An 18,028-nucleotide genomic window follows, 5' to 3' on the forward strand; every position below is an offset into this window, starting at 1 on the left:
CATGATCGAAACCCAAATAAACGTTACTTTATAGAAGGCAAAAATCATGAGTATTTACGACGAAAAGCCGTGGCTGCGGCATTATGATCCCGGCGTGAAACGCACGCTCGAACCCTACCCCGATGTCCCGCTCCATAAGTTTCTGCAAGACGCCGCCATGCAGCACCCGGAACGCCCCGCGCTCATCACCGATGCCAAGCTGCCGCTGCTCGGTCATGTGCCCGCCACGCTGACCTATGGCGAACTCGACGCGCAGTCCGACGCGCTGGCCTGCGCGCTAATCGGCTTGGGGCTGCGCAAGGGCGATACGGTCGCGCTGGTCATGCCGAACGTGGCACAGTTCGCCATCAGCTACTACGGCGTGCTCAAGGCGGGCGGCGTCGTCGCGGCGACGAACCCGACCTACCCGCCCGAGAAGATGGCCTTCCAGATCAACGACTGTGACGCCAAAATCGTGATCACGCTAACGCTGTTTTACCCCATGATCAAGGAACTGCAGCCGAAGACGCAGTTGAAAACGGTGATCGCGACCAATGTCAAAGAGGCGCTCTCCGCGCCCGCGCGTTTGCTGTTCACGCTGGCGAAAGAGAAGAAAGATGGGCATCGGCTGGACGCGCTAGCGGTTGGCGATCACTGGTTAGGCGACTTGCTCGGGCGCTACCTCGGGCAAAAGCCGAATGTCACGGTACGCGGGAGTGACCTCGCGCTGTTCCAGTACACGGGCGGCACGACAGGCGTCTCCAAGGCGGCGATGGCCCAGCATAAAGCGCTGGTCGCCAACACCTTGCAGGCGGTCGCGTGGACGACGGTCAGCGAAGGTGAACTGGCGGGCAAAGACCGCAGTCAATTCGTGTATCTGGGTGCGCTGCCGTTGTTCCATGTGTTCGGCTTGCTGGTGATGCTCTCGCAGGCCATGTCGACCGGGGCGCGCATCGTACTTGTGCCGAACGCCCGCGACATCGACAATGTGGTGGAAATCATCCACCACTATCAGCCGAATGTCTTCCTCGGCGTTCCGGCGCTGTTCAATGCGGTGAACAATCACGCCCGGGTGAAGTCCGGCGAGGTGCGCTTCAACAGCGTGTGGATCGCGCAGAGCGGCGCGGCGCCGCTGCCGCCGACAACCAAGAAGGAATTCGAAGCGGCGGGCGCAAAACTGCTCTACGAAGGCTACGGTATGAGCGAAATGCCGACCGCCACGCACAATAACCCAATCATTGGCGTGAACAAGGTCGGCACGGTGGGCATGCCGCTCCCCGATGTCGAATGCAAGATCGTCAGCCTGGATGACGGCGTGACCGAAATGCCGGTCGGCGAAATCGGGGAGATCATCATGCGCGGCCCGAATATGATGACGGGTTACTACAAGATGCCGACCGAAACCGCCAACACGCTGCGCGAACACGGCGGCAAACATTGGGTGTACTCTGGCGACATCGGCTACATGGATGCGGATGGCTACTTTACGATTGTCGACCGTAAGAAGGACATGGCGCTGATCGGCGGGTTCAACGTGTACCCGAATACGGTCGAGAAGGCGCTGAAAGAGCATCCCGCGGTGCTGGAAGTCGGCGTGGCCGCGGTGCCGCATGAGAGCAAAGCGGGGCAGGAGACGCTCAAGGCGTGGATTGTGCTCAAGCCGGGCGCAACGGTCAGCACCGACGAACTGATCAAGCACTGCGAGACGCGCCTCGCGCCCTATGAAGTGCCGCGCCGCTTCAGTTTCATCAAGGAACTGCCGAAATCGACGGTGGGGAAGACGCTGCGGCGTGAGCTTGTCCTCATGGAGATGAGCGACCGCGAACGTCCCATGGCGGATTAGCTCTGCTGATACAACAGGGCGCGTCGATACTCGTTCTCCTTGAGGCGGGCGCTTGGTTGCAAACCAGACAGGCGCGTACCCTAGCCGAAATCCTGAATTTCGCCGCGTCGGGGGCATCGTGGGGGCGGGGGGGGCGGCCGCCTTGGGCTGCCGTTCGGCAGTTGATCTTTGCGAATGAAGCCCACATCCGGCGCGCGAACAGTGTCGCCTTTGCCGGGTAGGTCAAGTGTAGCCTTTGGTCGCATGGGGAGCAGCCTCTCTTGAACAGCCATTTGCTCGTCTCCATTCCGCTTACAGCCGATTATAACATCAGATGTTGAGCAAATTTGCTACAATAGGGCGCGTCGATGAGCTAGTCCTTGAGTCGCAACGCCCGCGGTCGGGGCATCGGCTCCTCCGGGTTCGCGGTGTCCTCCTCCCGGGGGGGCGGGGGGGGGGGGAGACGCGGGGGCGCGCCCCCCCGCCCTCTCCCCCCCCCCCTCCCGGCCTTTTCTTGGCGGCGGGGCGGCTCCTCCCGGGGGGGGGGGGGGGGGGGGGTTGGGGGGGGGGGGCTGGGGGGGGGGGGGGGGGGGGGGGGGGCGCAACCCCGTCGCTGGCGACGCATCGCCGGGACGTTTATGGGTTTCGCCTTCCCGGTGTGCGAATGCGGGGTTGTGCCGGTGGTGCGCCGGCTGTACACCAAAGGCCTGCCGATGTCGGTCGGCGTGACGTTTTTGCTCGCCGCCCCGGTGATCAACCCGGTAGTGCTGGTCAGCACCTATGTCGCGTTTGGCGCGGGCACGGTGCTGATCGGGCGCTTTGTCATCACGGCGCTGGTCGCCTTCGCGGTCGGGCTGGTGTTCGCCGTGGCCGCGCGCCCGCAGGATGTGCTCCAGCCGACCTCGCTCGCGCCCGTCATGGGCGGTGATGGCGAGGTGATTCCGCTCTACGCCAAAACGCGCCGTAAACCGCTGCTTGTTGGCCTGCGCGACGCGCTGCGCATGGCAGGTGATGAATTTTTCGACATGGGGCGCTACCTGATCATCGGGTCGCTGCTGGCCGCGCTGATGCAGACGCTGGTGAGCCAGGATGTGCTGCTGGCACTCGGTCGTGGCCCGGTCGTCTCGGTGATCACAATGCAGCTTTTGGCCTTCGTCTTGAGCGTGTGCTCGACGGTCGATTCATTCCTCGCGCTGGCCTTCGCCGGGACGTTCACCACGGGGTCGATCCTCGCCTTCCTCACCTTTGGTCCGATGGTCGACATCAAGAGCACGCTGATGTTCGCGGGCGTGTTCAAGCGCCGCGTGGTGCTGTATCTGATTCTGCTGCCGCTGCTGATGACCATGCTCGTCGGCATCTGGCTCAACCTGAATATCACATTCTAGGACTGAGGTGAAAGGACTGAGGACTGGGTAACTAAGCGATGCTGTTCGCTTGTAATGCAGCGAATGTCTGCGCTGAAAAGCCGGTAGACAGTTTTTCTCAGTCCTTGGCACTCAGTCCTGAATAAAGGGGTATTATGGAACACCTACATGATCACGACCACGATCATCGCCGTGAACAGATCGCGGAGATCGTCAAGACCGGGCTGCTGATTGGCTTGGGGTTGTACTTCGTCGTCAATATCATCAGCGGCAACCTGACCAATTACATCAACGTGCGCTTCAGTTGGCTGTCATATGTGGCGGCGGTGCTTTTCCTGCTGATCGGCGCGTTTAGCGCGCTCGGTCTGCTGAACGCCCGTCGGGCGGAGCACGATCACCACCACGACCATGATCACGACCACAGCGCGATCTCGTGGGGTACGTTGATCGTGGTCGCTGTGCCGCTGGTGCTCGGCACGCTGATCCCCTCGCGCCCGCTCGGCGCGGAGTCGGTGGATGGCAACGTGAGCATCACCGCGTCCAGCGTCGACAACATGGTGCTCTCGATTGAGCCGAGCAAGCGCAACGTGCTCGACTGGCTGCGCGTATTTAATGCGACCGATGATTACGCCACGCTCAGCGGCCAGCCCGCCGACGTGATCGGTTTCGTCTACCTTGAGCCGACGTTTGGCGAAAACCAGTTCATGGTGGCGCGCTTCACCGTGAGCTGCTGTGTTGCGGATGCCAGCGCCATCGGCATTCCGGTGCAGTGGCCGGAAGCGGTCGAGCAGGGGCAGTGGGTGCGCGTCACGGGCGTGATGGAGACGGGCGACTTCCGCGGGGACGCCGCGCCGATTCTGCACGCGCAGGCCGTCGAAGTCGTTGAGCAGCCCGAACACCCGTATTTGTACCCATGAGGACTGAGGTGCAAGGACGGAGGACTGAGACAATCAATATGGTGCAATATCGGCCTTGCTGGCATGAGCAGGTAGGTTCAAAAGCAGGTGAAGGGTCATGAGTCGAGAACAAACGCAGTCCTCAGTCCTCAGTCCTCGAGCTTTCTCGCGGTTTGATCGCGCCGTCGTTGTCGCCATCGTCGTGCTGATCGGCGCGATTCTGCTGACGATTGCGCTCGGTGACCGCGTTGGGGTGACGCTCAAGCGCGTCGCACCGCTGGGCACGGCGCACAGCACGACCGCAATCACGCTGCAATTCGATGAGCCGATGGATCGCTCAACGGCGGAGCAGCGCCTGCGCTTCGAGCCACCGCTCACCGGGACGATCACGTGGAGCGGCGAAACGCTCAGCTTTAAGCCGGACGCACCGTTGGACCCCGCTGCCGAATACACCGTCGTCCTCGAACAGGGCGCGCGGGCGGAGAGTGGGCGCGAAACCGTGAGTGAGTTCCGCTACAGCTTCACGGTGATGCAGCCGCGCATCGCCTACCTGTACCCGGCGGACAATTCGCCGCAGAACATCTGGATTGTCGATGCGGACGACCCGAACAGCGCGCAGCAGTTGACCACCAGCCCCGCGGGGATCTATGACTTTGCCGTCAGCCCGGATGGGACGAAGATCGCCTTTTCCGAGTACAACAGCAACGGTACGATGGACATCAAGCTGCTGGATCTGGATACGGGCGCGCTCCTCCAGTTGACCAACTGCGTCGACTCGACCTGTTCAACCCCTGTGTGGCGACCGGACGGCGGCATGATCGTGTATGAGCGCATCGACTACAATACGGGTGTCGAAGGCGTGAACACCAGCCCTGTCCGCCTGTGGACGCTCGACATGACGACGTACCCGCCGCCCACGCGCCCGCTCTTCAGCGACTTGCAGGTGCTGGGTTACAATGCGCAGTGGTCAGCCAATGGTCGGCGCATTTCGCTGGTGGATCGCGGCACGTCGTCGATCTTGATCTATGACTTTGACACCGGGGAGATCGTCGGCCTGCCGACGACGACCGGGACGTATGGCGCATTCGCTCCGGACGGGCAGAGCATCATCACGTCGAGCGTGCTGCTGCTGGAAGGCGCGCAGGCGCGCGTCAAAATGCAGTTGGTCGGCTTGAATGGCGGCACCTTGCTCGATCTCAGCAATGGCGAGGACTCGATTGACGAGAAGCGCGCCCAGTGGCGACCGGATGGGAGCGTCGTCGCGATCTCGCGCGATAACCCGGATGAGCTCGGCGGCACGCAGATCTACCTCGTCAATCCGACCGATGCCTCGGCGGAACTACTCACCGACGATCCGCTGTACGCCAGCACCTTTTTCTATTGGAATCCCGCCGGGACAGCGCTCGCCGTGCAGCGTTTGCCCCTGTTGGAAAGCGGCGTCACCGACCCGCTCTCGCGCCCGGAAATCTGGGTGATCGATGCAGTGACTGGCGACGGCGTGCGTTTAGCTCAAAACGGCTATTTGCCGAGATGGATACCATGACTCAACCTGAACACACTGGCGAACCAGCTCCGGTTCCCGAGGCTTCGCCCGTCATCCAACCGCCGAAGCGCGGCGTCTCCGTGCCGCTGCTGATCTTCCTCGTCTTCCCGCTGATCGGCCTGTCACTCGCTATGCTTTTCATGTTCCTCAGCGCGGGCGCCCGCGCCAATGCGGGGCTGCCGACACCCGGCCCGGTCACGCTGCCGCCTATGCCCACGCCGATTGACCTCGCCAACACCCCTGCGGTCGAGTTTCAGCTCACCTCGTTCGATGGCGAATTAGTAAACGCGGCGGATTATCGCGGACGCGTGATCTTCCTCAACTTCTGGGCGACCTGGTGCGAACCGTGCAAGCGCGAAATGCCCGCGCTGGCGGAATTCGGGGCCTCTCAGCCTCCTGATGGCGCGGCGGTGCTGGCCGTCAATGTGGAAGAGCGACGCATTGATGTCGAGGCGTTCCTCAACCAGTACAACATCCGCGGCTTGACCGTGCTGCTCGACCCGACCGGCGACACCGCCGACGACTACGGGATTTTCCAACTCCCGGTCACCTATGTGATCGACGGGACGGGCGTAATTCGCTATCCTAAATACGGTGAGATCACGCTGGAAGAATTGAACGCCTACACTGAGGCGCTGAACGCAGAAAGGGCATCATGATCGACATTCCCCGCGCCTTTACCTATGTGTTTGATGATCCGCAGTGGGTGTCCAAGCTGGTGATGGTCGCCATTGTGACGTTCGGCTCGGCGATTCTCACGCCGGTGCTGATCGGTTTGGTGGGTTTCGCCATCCTGTTCGGCTACCAACTGGAATTGATCCGCAATATCCGGCGTGGGGAACGCTATCCGCTGCCCGCGTGGGATGACTTTGGGCGCTTTCTGAATATGGGGATCAACCCGGTGATCGCGTGGGTGGCCTACAATGTGCCGAATCTCGTCATCAGCCTGGTGATCGGCCTCATCGGCTTCACGGCGGGCGATGGCTTGCTGAGCGGCGGGCTGATCTCACTGGCCTTCTGCTGCTTTGTGCCGCTGCTCATCCTCTACAACCTCGCCATTCAGCCCGTATATACGCTCGGCTTGGGGCGCTACGCCGAAGAACCGCGCTTGAACGTGTTCTTCGAATTCAGCAGCTTGATCAGGCTGGTGCGCTCGCGCACGGACGCGCTGATTCAGTGGCTGCTCGGCGCAGTGATCGCCGCGATTGTGCTCGGTCTGGTCAACGCTATCCCGTGCCTCGGCTGGATCGTGGGCACGGCGCTCACCATTCCGATCTTCGGCCACCTGAGCGGACAGTACATCACTGTGGTGCTCGGTCAGGGGCAAATGAAGCGGAAGAATATGTAGCACATCGACCCCACCCCCATCCCTGTCAGGGGTAGGTTTTTCATGGTTCCCAATGGAATTTGGGTTCCTACGCCAAAGAATTTGTAGGGACGAGGCATGCCTCGTCCTGTTTTTTCTCTGGAGAGGGCAACCCACCGGTCATCTGTTCCCATAACTGGAGGAAATCAAAACGTTACGCGGAACGGTTCTGGTTCGATTTTCGACCGAGGACGAGGCATGCCTCGTCCCTACGATGAAACCTTGATTGAACACCCTCTCGCATGGCGAAAGGGACGACGCATTGTTTACCCCTGTAACAGCGACTGCGCCCCGTCAATCCAGATTTCCGTGCCGCTGATGTGCTTCGACTGATCCGATGCGAGGAATAGCACGAGATCGCCCACATCCTCGGCTTTGCCGGGCACGCCATCGGTGAGCGGAATTTCGCCTTCCGGGAATTCGACGGGCTCTTTCTCGCGCTCGACGTTGCGTTTCTCGGTGTTCTCGTCGATCTGGCTTTCAATCGCGCCGGGGCAGATCACGTTGACGCGCACCTTGTGCTTTGCGAGTTCCAGCGCCAGCATCTTCGCCATGGCGACCTGGGCCGCCTTAGTGCACGAGTAGGCCGTCGCGCCCGTATTGCTGAAGATGCGCGTGCCGTTGACCGACGACGTGATGATGATTGAGCCGCCCTGCTTCTTCAAATGTGGCGCGGCGTACTTGAGGGTGTAGAACGTGCCGTTCAGGTTGATGTTGATCGTCTTCTGCCAGTCTTCCGGCGTGAGGTCTTCGAGCGGTGCCCACACGCCGTTGATGCCCGCATTGGCGAACACGATATCCAGTCGCCCCCAGCGCCCCACCACCTGTTCGACCGCGCGCTGCATCGCTGCCGGGTCGGAAATATCGGCGTTGACGGGAATCGACTCGCCGCCCGCCGCATTGATCGCGTCCGCGACTTGTCGGTTCTCGTCGTCCGAGCGCCCCAGCACGGCGACTTTCGCGCCTTCCCGCGCCAATCGTTGGGCGGCCGCCTTGCCTAATCCGGATGCGCCGCCTGTCACCAGCGCCACTTTGCCACGTACCGTCATGTGCCTAACCCTCGTTCAATCTGCTGACATAATCCCCACTGTAATGGAGAATTCAGTGAAATTGTTTAGAAGGGGATTAAGGTGCATGTGACAAATGGTGCCGCGCGGGTAGTCCGATGATCAGTTGGCAGGCGAACGACGTGGGCGTATGGTAAAGACAAGGAGGTGAGCCGCCGACAAGGCGGCGCGGTGACTTACTTATTTCGCTCGCTTTGGACTGGAGAGACGTTTATGCAACCGAAATTTGTTCTCACGTTCCACAGCTTCATCCTGCTGCTGGTGGGCGCCGTGACCCTGCTGCTGCCGCAGGCGACGCTGTCCGTGGTGGGGGTGACGCTTGACCCGGCGGCGCTTCACATTATTCAGTTTACGGGGGTTGGCATGCTATGCATCGGTTTGCTGGCGTGGGTCGCGCGGCACTTGCCAGATGGCAATACGCTGCACGAAATCTACGGCGCGTTCCTGTTGCTGTCGCTCCTCGCGTTTGGCGTGGCGCTCGTCGACCAGGTCATGCACATGGTGAATTGGCTCGGCTGGTTGGCCGTAGTGATCAACCTGCTGCTGGCGCTGAACTACGCCTACTTTCTGGCGGGCAGAGCCGAGGCTTCGGAGGCACCCACGCTAACGCACCGGCATCAGCATTAGAAAGTGACTGCGATTCGGCCAACCTCACCCCAAGAAGCCGACCGTTCTTTGCCCCTCGCCCTAGGGAGAGGGGCAGTTGAGCGCAGCGAAACGGGGTGAGGTTTGCCCTACGGCAGCGCCAAGCTGACACGATACTGCCCGGTGGTCGTGCCTTCGCGCACGCCGAAGCGCGTCACGGCGATGATGTACGTGTCGTCGGCGGGCAGCGTGTAGACGAGGTGCGCGTCGCGGGTGTTCGCGTCGGCGTCGTCGTTGACCGCGTCGGGCAGCGGCGTGTCATCGGCGCGGCGTAGAATCACCATCGCGTCCAGATCGCCGGAGAGCTGCTCGACGCGAATGTCGACCGTTTGCCCCGCCGTCCCGCTGAACTGGTAGAAGCGCGCGTAGACCTCGCCATTGATCTCCCCGGTGAGCTGTTCGCCGGGACGGATCAGCGTGTCGCCGCCTTGACTGACCGCTTCCTGCGGCGACGGAAGGATCACACTGCCTTCGTCGAGCAAAAAGCCTTGCAGTCCATCGCCAACGCGCACCGCCGTCTCATAGCGGCTGGACGGGGGGACGCGACCGCTGGTGTTGAGGATGGGCGTCCCATTCACGCTGACGATCAGCGAGAATTCGACGGGCGCAATCGACCCGCAGCCATTTTGATTCCACACCCAGATCGTGTAATCGCCGACGGGCGGCGTCCCCCAGAAAACGTGTTCAACGGGCTGATCGCTCGGCGTTTCGCAGTTGGCGTTGCTGTCGATTTGCAGTGTGCCGCCGCTCGGCGTGCTGGGGCTGCTCCACGCGACGACGCGTCCATCCGGCTGCGTCACGAATAGGTTGAGATCTGCACCGGAGATCCAGCGCAGCGTCGCCGTGAGGCCGCCGCTCGTCAACGCGATCTCGCCCGCCGTGATCGCCAGTTCATAGCCGCCGGTCGTCGTCCCCGCCGATAAGCCGGAACGCGACGCGAGGATCAGATACTCGCCGTCTTTGGGCAGGCGGAACTGGGTGATACGCGCGCCGCGACTTGCGCCCGCGTCGTCATTCGACGTGAGCTCGTTGAGATCGCTGTCCATCAGGATGAGGAACGGGTTGAGGTCGCCGCTGGTCGCGTTGAGCTGGAGCGTGACCAATTCGCCCGTTTTGCCCGCGAAGCGATAGAACTGGAGCGGCGCGGCGTAACCGTCAATGCTGCCCTGATACTGCTCATTGTAGCGGGCATCAATCGCCTCAAGGCGTGTGCTCCCCGGCACACTGCCGAGGCGCAGGCTGAAGCCGCCGCTCGCTGCCGGGCTCAAATTGTTGGCCTGTACAATGTAGATGCCGCTGCGGGGAATCGTCGTGCGCAGTGTGGCGAAACGTTCGCCCGCTTCTTCCGCGACCGGATTGAGGCTCAAATCCAGCAGGCGAACTTCCGGCGCGACGCCGCTGTTCGATTCGGTCGTGAACATGGTCACGGTGAGCAGATCACCAAGCCGCGCGTTGACGATGTACGACACCGAGGGCGCAGTCGGGGTGAAGCGGCTCGTGACCGCCTGCCCGACTTCGAGCACGGCGGCGGCGATGCGTCCCGCGTACAGGTCGAAGTTGCCTTCGCCTTCGCGCCGCCCCGCCTCGATCAGATACCAGCCATTTTGCGGCAAGGTGATATAGGCGATCGATTCGCCCGCGCGTGGTTCGCTCTCCTGACTGAGTTCTTCGCGCGCCTCGTTGAATACGCGCACTCGCGGCAGGAGATCGCCGCTGGTGCGGGTCATGGTCACGCGGACGAGGTCGCCCTGCGTCCCGCCGATGACGAAAAAGCGGTCGGGTGTCGCATCGTTGATGCTCCCGGTGACGATCTCCTGATAACTCATCACGCGGTAAGCCTCGCCAAAATCCGGCGGGCGGTTGAGCGGATTTTCGGGCGTGGGGGTGGCTCCGCCGCCCGCGACCGTCAGCGTGAGGCGGAACGTGCCGCTGGTGGGCACGCCCTCAAAGCGCGCCGCCTCGACCGTATACGTGCCGGAGCGCGTCAGCGTGATGGCGATTTGCGCGTCGCGGTTGCCGGTTTGCAAATCGTCGTTGCGTTCCAGCAGTTCGCCCGTGGGATCGTACAGGAACAGCAGCGGATCGAGATCGCCGGACGTGTTCTCCATAAGCAGTGACACGCTGTCGCCCGCGTTCGCCTCGAAGCTGTAGCGTAAGCGGGGCTGCGCATCGTTGATGTTGCCTTCGATGCTCCCCGGTCGCAGCGGGAACACCGGGATCGGCGCCGCCGTCGCCGTGGGCGTCGGCGTGGGCGTCCCGGTCTGCGCGGCGACCGGCAGCGCGGCGAACAAGAGGACGATCAAGGCGAATAGGCTGAAAACACCATTCACCCGTCGGGGAGAGGGGGCGTTCCCCGCAGCACACGTCCCCTCGCCCCGCTTGCGTGGGAGAGGGGATTGAGGGGTGAGGGGTTGTTTCAACACACTCATGCGTCGTCCTCGCGTTCTATTATGGAAAAAAGGACGAGGCATGCCTCGTCCCTACAAACTGACGACTGAATAGCTTGGAGACTAGATCCGAATCACCGAGCCGCAGTACTGGCATTCGATCTGCATCTGGTTGGCGACCAACTGCGGCAGCGTCCCCGCGCACACCGGGCAGGCGGTCGGTGCGTTGCGCATGGCCTGCACCGTCTCCGCGTCCGGCTGAATGGCGCGTTCGTCGTTCGCACCGCCGCTGATCATGCGTTCGATCTGCGCCGCCCAGAACTTCGACGCGACGCCGCCCTTGACTTCGATTTGCGCTTGTCCAAAGGGCGCGCCGGACTTAAACGTGAACTGCAGTAAGTCTTTACCCCCCAAAAAGCCCTTGTTTTCCGCCTTGACGGCTTCGACCAGATGCAGCGGAATCTCCCACTCGACTTCCTGCACCTTCTTGCCGCCGAACAGCCCAAGCTTCTTACCTGTCGTCTCCTTTTGTTCGAAGACGAGACGCTGGTCGGTCAGGTAGAGGATGCCGTCGGGGTCATCGCCGCCGCGCCCGGTCGCCTGATGTTCGGCCTGCGCCGCCAGATACAGCGATTCGCCCGCCAGCAGCTTGAAACAGGCCTCACCCAGTTGATCAAGATACCAGTGAATTTTGCTCAACTCGCTGGCGGTCTGATCCGTGTCGCGCTTGAGATCCGCGTAGGCCTGGCGGATGCGATTCTGTGCCGCGTCGATTTGACCGCGCAGCAGCGTCATCTGGCGTTCGATTTCCGGGATGAACATCTCCAACCCGGTGGGCTTGGCACGGTAGATGTTGGCTTTCTCCATGCGTTCGCGCAGGTCATCCATGATCGGGCGGGCGCGGTAGCTCTCGCTTTGAATGGTGCGCTGGATATCGTCGCGCATCTCGTCCCAGCGCGTCTTGATCACCTCGGCTTTGCGTTCGAGGTAGGCAGCGAAGCTGTAGCCGCGTGACCGGGCACGGGCGATCTCGTCGGGGAGGCGGCTCACGGTCTGCGCGACGCTGGCCAGTTCGTTGCGCAGGTCGTCGAGGCTGATGTCGCGCTGAAGGGTGTCAAACTGCGTCTGCAACGTGTCGAGTTTCGCGATCAAAGGGTGCTGTTCAGTTGCCATCCGGGAGTCCTTTGTGTGTGACGACCTCACCGCCTGCTAGAGAAAGTCAGTGCACCGCTCTCCACAGCGAGAGCCAATGAGGTTCGAACAGAATACGAGTCTGGACTCTATTGTAACGTGAGTTTGGGTTCCTCAGCCTTGACCCGCCTCCCAATGGCTAGGGGATTGGGGGAAGATGGCTTCTTCCGCTGCGTCTAACCTCACCCCCCGCCCCTCTCCTAGGGGGGGGGGGACAGTTTAAGAATTGAGGGACGCCCAACAGGGCGTCCGCACCGCGCTTGCGCCCTACACCACGTTTTCCCTCAAGATCGCCTTAATGGTTCCCATGTTAAAGTATCCTGTCCTCAGCCTCTAGGAGAGGGGAGGTTTGCAGTGGTTGTAGTCCCCCGCCCTTGGGAGAGGGGTGGGGTGAGGGGTTACTTCTTGGCGCTCAAATTGATGTAGGGCACGTCCTCGATTTGGCGGGCTTTGGCGAGCGGCAGGGCGACCAAGCGCCCCTCGTCGCGGTAATCGAGCGCGAAGGTCGTGAACGTGAACACACGATCCGCGAACGGATTGATCGCCGGGGAGACTTCGAGCAGATTGGCCAGCAGCGTCGAGCGCGTCATGAGCAGCAGCACGCACGCCTCCATGAACGCCCAGTCGCCGTCATAGGCGAGGATGGTCTGCGGCTTGATCATGGTTCTGGGCTTGCTCAGTTCGCGGTATTTGCGGAACAGCAGTTCCCATTCCCGCGAATTCAAGGCTTTTTCGGCCTGCGTGATGATCGCTGGCGGCAGTTGGTTGAGGCGGTTGAGCAGATCGGCGCGGTACTCTTTGAGCGTCATGACGTAGACATCGGCGTGCCGGATGCCGCGCCGCCCGACCTCATCCACCTGATCGGTCACGGTGACGCTGCACACGACGGCCTCGCCCGTTTCCAGCCCAAAACATTTGAGCGTGCGCGCGGCGGGGTAGTCGTTCCACCCCTGACCGCGCGGCATGGCATTGCGCCAGATGGCCTTGAGCGCGTCCGGCGCGAGGCCGTCGGTCGGCGTGGTGAAGTTGTAGCCGCGGCGCTCGCCTTCCAGCACATAGCCGATTTCGAGGTGGCGCATTATTTGGGCTGCGGGCGGATGCTGTTGAAGAACGTCCGCATGGCCTCGCGCACGCCGACGCCCGTCGTCACGCTGCTGGAATAGATCGACGCCTTGTAGCCGAGCCGTTCCGACTGCTGCCCCAGGCGTTTGACCTCGTTGCCATACTGCGCCATCAGTTTGTCGAGCGGCGACTGGTTCAGCCACAAATCCGACTTGTTGACGAGCACGAGGAAGGCTTTCAGGTTCTTCTGCGCCTCTTTCTCATCCTCGATCATGTTCATGACGAAGTTGAGCGCATCCTTGTGCTTGAGAATCTCGGTGTGGTCGATCATGAAGATGATGCCGCGCGGCTTGGCTTCGCGGAACAGTTCGACCCAATCCGTCTCCCACATTTCGTATTCGCCGCCCACATCGCGTGTGGGCTTGAGCCGCATCATCTCATCGCCGATGCTCGATGAAAACGTGCCGACGGCATCCCCGCCGGGGGCGGTCGGGGCGGGGCTGAAGTCTTCCAGCGAGGAGACGTTTTCGCGCAGCCACTCGATCAACGTGGTTTTGCCCGTTTGCCGCGCGCCGAGCACAATGAACGGCAAGCCGAGCACCTTCACATACACGAAGTCGTAGACCTGATCCACACGCTGCGTGACTTTATCGAAAAATTTACTGCTCACATTGCCGAAGACGACTGTGAACAGACGATCCAGCAAATTCGTCATAATCCGCATACCTTCCCGTGTTCCTATCACCCATTCTATACGCAATCCCACGCGAAAAGTCGCATCCCAGTGTAAGATTAAAGAACAAGTTGAAAGTTAAAAGGCGAAAGTTAAAGGTAAAAGCCTTAGCGAGGCGAGCTGAATATTCACCTCTTTGTGCCAGTGTCGGGGCTTGGCATGCCAAACTCTGAAGCGAGACCGGATGACACCGAATGAAAGAAACACAGGCGATTATTGAGCGGGTGCGCCGCATCAACGAGACGCATCAGCATTTGTATCTGGCGATTGACCCGGCGCTGAGCGGAATCCGCGCGGGGCAGTCGGTGCTGGCGCGCACGGGCAGCGGTTGGACGCCCTATTTGCGCGAACAGTGGTATCCCGTCGACGTGCAGAAGAATACGCTCATCGTCGAGCGTCCCGCGGGGCTGCGCTACGAACCCGGCGATGTCGTCGGGTTGATCGGCGCGGTTGGCCAGCCCTTCAAGTTCCGCAAGACGCTGCGCAGTGTGCTGCTCGCCGCCTATGACAGCGAACCGACGCCGCTGCTGATGACGATCCCCGCGCTGCTGCCGCAAAAAGTCGCGGTGACGGTGCTGCTGCTGGGCGATGCCCGCAAATACACCACGCAGCATCTGCCGCCCGAAGTCGAAGTGCTGCAAGGGGACAACGATTTGCAGTGGGCGAACCGTGTCACGACCGTCGGGTGGGCGGACCAGGTGTTTGTGACGACGACCGATCAGGATCATTACACGCGGGTCTGGCATCTGTTTCGCGAACTGCGCGCGGAAATTCCCGCCAATTACCTGTGGGGCGTGTGCAGCCCGACGGTGGGCTGGGGCGTGGGCGGGTGCTCGGCGTGAAGGGTCAGGAGGAAAGGTGGTCTGCACATGGTGTGCACCGAAGGCGCGGCACTCGACTTCACCAAGCTGACGTGGGCGACGTGACATGAGCTACCGCATCACGCAAGCGGGCAAGCACAGCCTGATCCTTGAAACGCCCGTCATGAATGCGGCGGGGATGCTCGGCTTTGGCGACAACTACCGCGATCTGCTCAAGTATGAGAAGTTGGGCGCCTTCGTCACCAACCCGATCACCTATGCGCCGCGGTCGCCGGCTAACGGGACGCGTATTGTCCCGCTTGACGCTGGCGTGCTCGTGCATACCGGTCTGCCGAACCCGGGCATGAACAAAGTGATCTCTGGCTACCGCGCGGTCTGGGAGAAGCTCGGCGCGCCGATCATCACGCATATCGTCGTCACCACGCCCGATGAAATCCGCCGCTGCTTGAAAGCGGTTGATCAGGAGGAAATTGTCGACGCGGTCGAACTCGGCTTGCACGACGAAACCCCGCCCGCCGAGGTCGAACGGCTCATCCGGGTGGCGCGGGACAGCGTCGAGAAGCCGATCATCGTGGTGCTGCCGTTCAATGCGGCGCAGGAACTGGCGCAGGCGGTCATCAACGGCGGCGGGGATGCGCTGGTCGCGTGCTCCGCGCCGCGCGGCACGGCGCGTGACAATTCCGGTAAACTGGTTGCGGGGCGTGTGTATGGCCCGACGATCAAACCGCTCAATCTGCGCTATGTGGGGCAGTTGGCGCGCCGTTCCACGATTCCGATCATCGGGGCGGGCGGCATTCATTCGACGCAGGACGCCAAGGATTATCTGGAAGCGGGCGCAGTCGCCGTGCAGGTCGACGCAGCGGTCTGGTCGCTGCCCAAGCTGCTGGAGAACATCTCCCGCGAACTGGGCGGCATGACCGTCACCCAGCCGATTGACGCGCTGGATAACTGGGATGGCGAATAGCTGACTTACTGCCGCAAATCAGACCTTGGTACGATGAGGATCCGAACGAATTTGTTATACTCGTGCAGGTACATGCATGGACACGATTGAGGCAGACGTATGAGCGCAGCGGTTGAAGTCTCTACCGCCTTGGCGAAAGTAAGCTGGCAAGACCCGCAGACGGGCGAAACGCGTGAACTCATCCTTCCGGAAGGGGCACGGGCGTCGATTGGGCGGCTGGAAAGCAACGATATTTGCATCCGGGAACAACATGTCTCGCGGCAGCATGCCTTCATCGAGTATCAGGACGGCGTGTTTTTCGTCAGCGATAACGCCAGCGCGAATGGCGTGTTCGTCAACGACGAGCGCATCACCGAACCGTTCCCGCTGATTGCCGGAGATGTCATTCGTCTGTTCGTTCCGCTCATTCAGTTCAAAGCGGTAATTGGTGGCGAAACAGTGGCCTCCGGTGAACATCTCAGCACGGCGCACGGCGCGGTCGGGCGCGGTCGGCTGATTATGATGGGCGGCGCGCAGGAAGGCACGGCGATCCCGCTGCGCTGGCAGTCGCTGCGCGTCGGTCGCGCCACCGCCAACGCCGAATGGGAAGTGTGCATCCCTGACCCGTCGATCTCCCGCCCGCATGCGCGGATGGAATTCGTCGACGACAACTGGATTGTGTACGACCTTGGCAGTTCGAACGGCACGATGGTCAACAATACGCCTGTCAACGAGAAGGGGCGCATGCTGCGGGATGGCGATATGGTCACCTTTGGCATGTCGACGCTGCTGTTTAGAAATTCGTAGGTGTGTCATCTGAACTTGGTTTCGTAGGGACGCGATTTATCGCGTCCGCTTACTTCTATCAGACCAAACACCTCGCTAGCTTCGATGCTCGGTTCCGCGTTCGGGGGTTCCAACTATCGCGCTTGATCCCCCATAGGTCTCTTGGTAGAATCAATCTATTCTCCGGTTGTTAGTCAGAGGAAACACCAATGGGAAAGTCCCATCGTGGTAAAGGGTTGTACAAGATGACCGCACACGGACGTGGTACGTGCCCGGTCTGCGGTCGCACCCGCATCAAGCTGCTGTATCCCGTGAAGATCAGCGGCGCGCAGAAGAATGTATGCAAGAACTGCCGCAACACCGACGCGACGTAGGCTCCATGCCCCACTTCGCAACATGAGGACGCTGTAGACTCTACGGCGTCCTTTTTTATTGCAGAGCCGACTCCGCGATGCTGTCCGGCGCGAACGAGCCAACGAAATAGTGGATCGCCTGACGCTTGGCTTCTACGCTCAAATCCGGCAGCAAAAACACCTGCTCGGCAAAACCGCCAATATCCTGCACCACCCAGGCCGCGCGATAGTAGATCAGCGCTTCCCGGTCGATCTCCGTTTGACCATAACCCACGAAGAATGCGGTTTCCTGCTGCTCAGTCACCGCGGTGATCACGCGCCCGCCGCTGATGAACATGAGATCGCGCTCTTTGGGTGCGATGACAGGCTGATCCCAATCGACGACGAATAACTGCCCCTGTGCATCGATCAACAGGTTGCCCGTGTGTAAATCGGCATGGCACAGCACGTGCGGCAGATCACGTCCGCGTAAATGCTGACCGTAGGCATCAGCCCGGCGCAGCAGTTCGGTGATCTTGTCATAGTGGGCGCGCCATGCCTCGGCCAGCGCGATCTGTTCGGGATCGGTGTACGTTTCGCGGCGGATGCGGGCGTGTGTTTCGTGGGCGATCCTGCGCCAGTCGGCGGAGGGCGCGAATTCCTCGCGGTGAAGCGTGACGTTGGACGGAAGCGGGGCGTCGTGGATTTGCCGCACAATCGTGCCGAATTCACGCCATTGAGCATCGGTCAAGCCGATTTCAGATGCGGTGTGATGCTCGATGTACGGGTAGAGGATCAGATTGAACTGCTCGATCGTGGTGATCAGTGAGCCATCACGGGCGGGGAGCGGCGTAACGATCTGCCGCAGTCCGCGGTCAAACAAATAGCGTGGCACGACGACGCTCGGCAGGTAGACTGCGCCCGTCTTCACCTTGAGGAAGTAATCGGCCCCGGTCGTCGTGACGCGGTAGACCCCCGCGTTGATGTCATAGCCGAGCGCGAGAAACTCAATGCGATTGGCAGACAGTCCGTAGTGATCACGGACGGCGGCGAGCAGCGTTTCATCCGCGATGGCGGGTTTCTTGAGCATG

General features: G+C 61.4%; 17 protein-coding genes. 11 read left to right on the top strand and 6 right to left on the bottom strand.

Features of this window, described 5'->3' with window-relative positions; translation table 11 throughout:
* Positions 1–46 precede the first annotated feature (46 nt).
* The 6 genes from IPK17_RS22490 to IPK17_RS22515 all read left to right on the top strand — a co-directional run bounded on the left by IPK17_RS22490 (position 47) and on the right by IPK17_RS22515 (position 6,952).
* Positions 47–1,822 carry an AMP-binding protein gene (locus IPK17_RS22490; RefSeq protein ID WP_343419938.1) on the top strand — a complete coding sequence of 592 codons (1,776 nt, stop codon included), beginning with the start codon at positions 47–49 and terminating at the stop codon, positions 1,820–1,822.
* A gap of 407 nt (positions 1,823–2,229) precedes the next feature.
* A complete protein-coding gene (locus IPK17_RS22495) occupies positions 2,230–3,186 on the top strand; it encodes a permease (RefSeq protein WP_343419980.1) in 957 nt (318 codons plus the stop codon).
* Between the two features lie 134 nt (positions 3,187–3,320).
* Positions 3,321–4,082, top strand: a complete 762-nt coding sequence (locus tag IPK17_RS22500) for a TIGR03943 family putative permease subunit (RefSeq protein ID WP_343419939.1) — start codon at positions 3,321–3,323, stop codon at positions 4,080–4,082.
* Between the two features lie 97 nt (positions 4,083–4,179).
* Complete coding sequence (locus IPK17_RS22505) at positions 4,180–5,604, top strand: Ig-like domain-containing protein (protein ID WP_343419940.1); 1,425 nt, start codon at positions 4,180–4,182, stop codon at positions 5,602–5,604.
* On the top strand, positions 5,601–6,263 hold the full coding sequence (locus tag IPK17_RS22510; protein WP_343419941.1) for a TlpA family protein disulfide reductase: 663 nt from the start codon (positions 5,601–5,603) through the stop codon (positions 6,261–6,263). Before IPK17_RS22505 ends, IPK17_RS22510 begins: the two co-directional genes overlap by 4 nt.
* Positions 6,260–6,952: a DUF4013 domain-containing protein gene (locus IPK17_RS22515; RefSeq protein WP_343419942.1), complete on the top strand. Its 693-nt coding sequence runs from the start codon at positions 6,260–6,262 to the stop codon at positions 6,950–6,952. Before IPK17_RS22510 ends, IPK17_RS22515 begins: the two co-directional genes overlap by 4 nt.
* Positions 6,953–7,236: 284 nt before the next feature.
* Here the strand turns inward: IPK17_RS22515 and IPK17_RS22520 are convergent, their stop codons facing one another.
* Positions 7,237–8,019 (bottom strand): SDR family oxidoreductase, encoded by a 783-nt coding sequence (locus IPK17_RS22520; protein ID WP_343419943.1) that lies wholly within the window; start codon positions 8,017–8,019, stop codon positions 7,237–7,239.
* A 231-nt stretch (positions 8,020–8,250) separates the two neighbouring features.
* Between IPK17_RS22520 and IPK17_RS22525 the strand changes: the two genes are divergently transcribed.
* Positions 8,251–8,664 (top strand): hypothetical protein, encoded by a 414-nt coding sequence (locus tag IPK17_RS22525; RefSeq protein ID WP_343419944.1) that lies wholly within the window; start codon positions 8,251–8,253, stop codon positions 8,662–8,664.
* 107 nt (positions 8,665–8,771) lie between these two features.
* On the opposite strand, the gene IPK17_RS22530 is transcribed toward IPK17_RS22525, so the two are convergent.
* The 4 genes from IPK17_RS22530 to IPK17_RS22545 all read right to left on the bottom strand — a co-directional run bounded on the left by IPK17_RS22530 (position 8,772) and on the right by IPK17_RS22545 (position 14,037).
* Entirely contained in the window at positions 8,772–10,985 is a 2,214-nt protein-coding gene (locus IPK17_RS22530; protein WP_343419945.1) for a pre-peptidase C-terminal domain-containing protein, read from the bottom strand.
* Between the two features lie 207 nt (positions 10,986–11,192).
* Positions 11,193–12,242: a hypothetical protein gene (locus IPK17_RS22535; protein WP_343419946.1), complete on the bottom strand. Its 1,050-nt coding sequence runs from the start codon at positions 12,240–12,242 to the stop codon at positions 11,193–11,195.
* Positions 12,243–12,658: 416 nt separating this feature from the next.
* A complete protein-coding gene (locus IPK17_RS22540) occupies positions 12,659–13,339 on the bottom strand; it encodes a hypothetical protein (protein WP_343419947.1) in 681 nt (226 codons plus the stop codon).
* Positions 13,339–14,037, bottom strand: coding sequence for an ADP-ribosylation factor-like protein (locus IPK17_RS22545; RefSeq protein ID WP_343419948.1), 699 nt, complete (start codon positions 14,035–14,037; stop codon positions 13,339–13,341). Before IPK17_RS22545 ends, IPK17_RS22540 begins: the two co-directional genes overlap by 1 nt.
* Before the next feature lie 212 nt (positions 14,038–14,249).
* Here IPK17_RS22545 and IPK17_RS22550 point away from each other — a divergent pair, with 212 nt between their 5' ends.
* The 4 genes from IPK17_RS22550 (at position 14,250) to IPK17_RS22565 (ending at position 16,979) form a co-directional block, all read left to right on the top strand.
* Entirely contained in the window at positions 14,250–14,897 is a 648-nt protein-coding gene (locus IPK17_RS22550; RefSeq protein ID WP_343419949.1) for a hypothetical protein, read from the top strand.
* Positions 14,898–14,982: 85 nt separating this feature from the next.
* Positions 14,983–15,840, top strand: a complete 858-nt coding sequence (locus tag IPK17_RS22555; RefSeq protein WP_343419950.1) for a HisA/HisF-related TIM barrel protein — start codon at positions 14,983–14,985, stop codon at positions 15,838–15,840.
* A gap of 99 nt (positions 15,841–15,939) precedes the next feature.
* Complete coding sequence (locus IPK17_RS22560; protein WP_343419951.1) at positions 15,940–16,626, top strand: FHA domain-containing protein; 687 nt, start codon at positions 15,940–15,942, stop codon at positions 16,624–16,626.
* Between the two features lie 224 nt (positions 16,627–16,850).
* Positions 16,851–16,979: a hypothetical protein gene (locus tag IPK17_RS22565; RefSeq protein ID WP_343419983.1), complete on the top strand. Its 129-nt coding sequence runs from the start codon at positions 16,851–16,853 to the stop codon at positions 16,977–16,979.
* Between the two features lie 55 nt (positions 16,980–17,034).
* On the opposite strand, the gene IPK17_RS22570 is transcribed toward IPK17_RS22565, so the two are convergent.
* Complete coding sequence (locus IPK17_RS22570) at positions 17,035–18,027, bottom strand: phosphotransferase enzyme family protein (RefSeq protein WP_343419952.1); 993 nt, start codon at positions 18,025–18,027, stop codon at positions 17,035–17,037.
* Position 18,028: the final 1 nt, after the last annotated feature.

Source organism: Candidatus Flexifilum breve, from assembly GCF_016713355.1.

Excerpts from the sequence above, each read along its gene's own strand:
- IPK17_RS22490 (WP_343419938.1), top strand. The coding sequence starts at position 47 with ATGAGTATTTACGACGAAAAGCCGTGGCTGCGGCATTATGATCCCGGC.
- IPK17_RS22500 (WP_343419939.1), top strand. The coding sequence starts at position 3,321 with ATGGAACACCTACATGATCACGACCACGATCATCGCCGTGAACAGATC.
- IPK17_RS22505 (WP_343419940.1), top strand. The coding sequence starts at position 4,180 with ATGAGTCGAGAACAAACGCAGTCCTCAGTCCTCAGTCCTCGAGCTTTC.
- IPK17_RS22510 (WP_343419941.1), top strand. The coding sequence starts at position 5,601 with ATGACTCAACCTGAACACACTGGCGAACCAGCTCCGGTTCCCGAGGCT.
- IPK17_RS22515 (WP_343419942.1), top strand. The coding sequence starts at position 6,260 with ATGATCGACATTCCCCGCGCCTTTACCTATGTGTTTGATGATCCGCAG.
- IPK17_RS22520 (WP_343419943.1), bottom strand. The coding sequence starts at position 8,019 with ATGACGGTACGTGGCAAAGTGGCGCTGGTGACAGGCGGCGCATCCGGA.
- IPK17_RS22525 (WP_343419944.1), top strand. The coding sequence starts at position 8,251 with ATGCAACCGAAATTTGTTCTCACGTTCCACAGCTTCATCCTGCTGCTG.
- IPK17_RS22535 (WP_343419946.1), bottom strand. The coding sequence starts at position 12,242 with ATGGCAACTGAACAGCACCCTTTGATCGCGAAACTCGACACGTTGCAG.
- IPK17_RS22540 (WP_343419947.1), bottom strand. The coding sequence starts at position 13,339 with ATGCGCCACCTCGAAATCGGCTATGTGCTGGAAGGCGAGCGCCGCGGC.
- IPK17_RS22545 (WP_343419948.1), bottom strand. The coding sequence starts at position 14,037 with ATGACGAATTTGCTGGATCGTCTGTTCACAGTCGTCTTCGGCAATGTG.
- IPK17_RS22550 (WP_343419949.1), top strand. The coding sequence starts at position 14,250 with ATGAAAGAAACACAGGCGATTATTGAGCGGGTGCGCCGCATCAACGAG.
- IPK17_RS22555 (WP_343419950.1), top strand. The coding sequence starts at position 14,983 with ATGAGCTACCGCATCACGCAAGCGGGCAAGCACAGCCTGATCCTTGAA.
- IPK17_RS22560 (WP_343419951.1), top strand. The coding sequence starts at position 15,940 with ATGAGCGCAGCGGTTGAAGTCTCTACCGCCTTGGCGAAAGTAAGCTGG.
- IPK17_RS22565 (WP_343419983.1), top strand. The coding sequence starts at position 16,851 with ATGACCGCACACGGACGTGGTACGTGCCCGGTCTGCGGTCGCACCCGC.
- IPK17_RS22570 (WP_343419952.1), bottom strand. The coding sequence starts at position 18,027 with ATGCTCAAGAAACCCGCCATCGCGGATGAAACGCTGCTCGCCGCCGTC.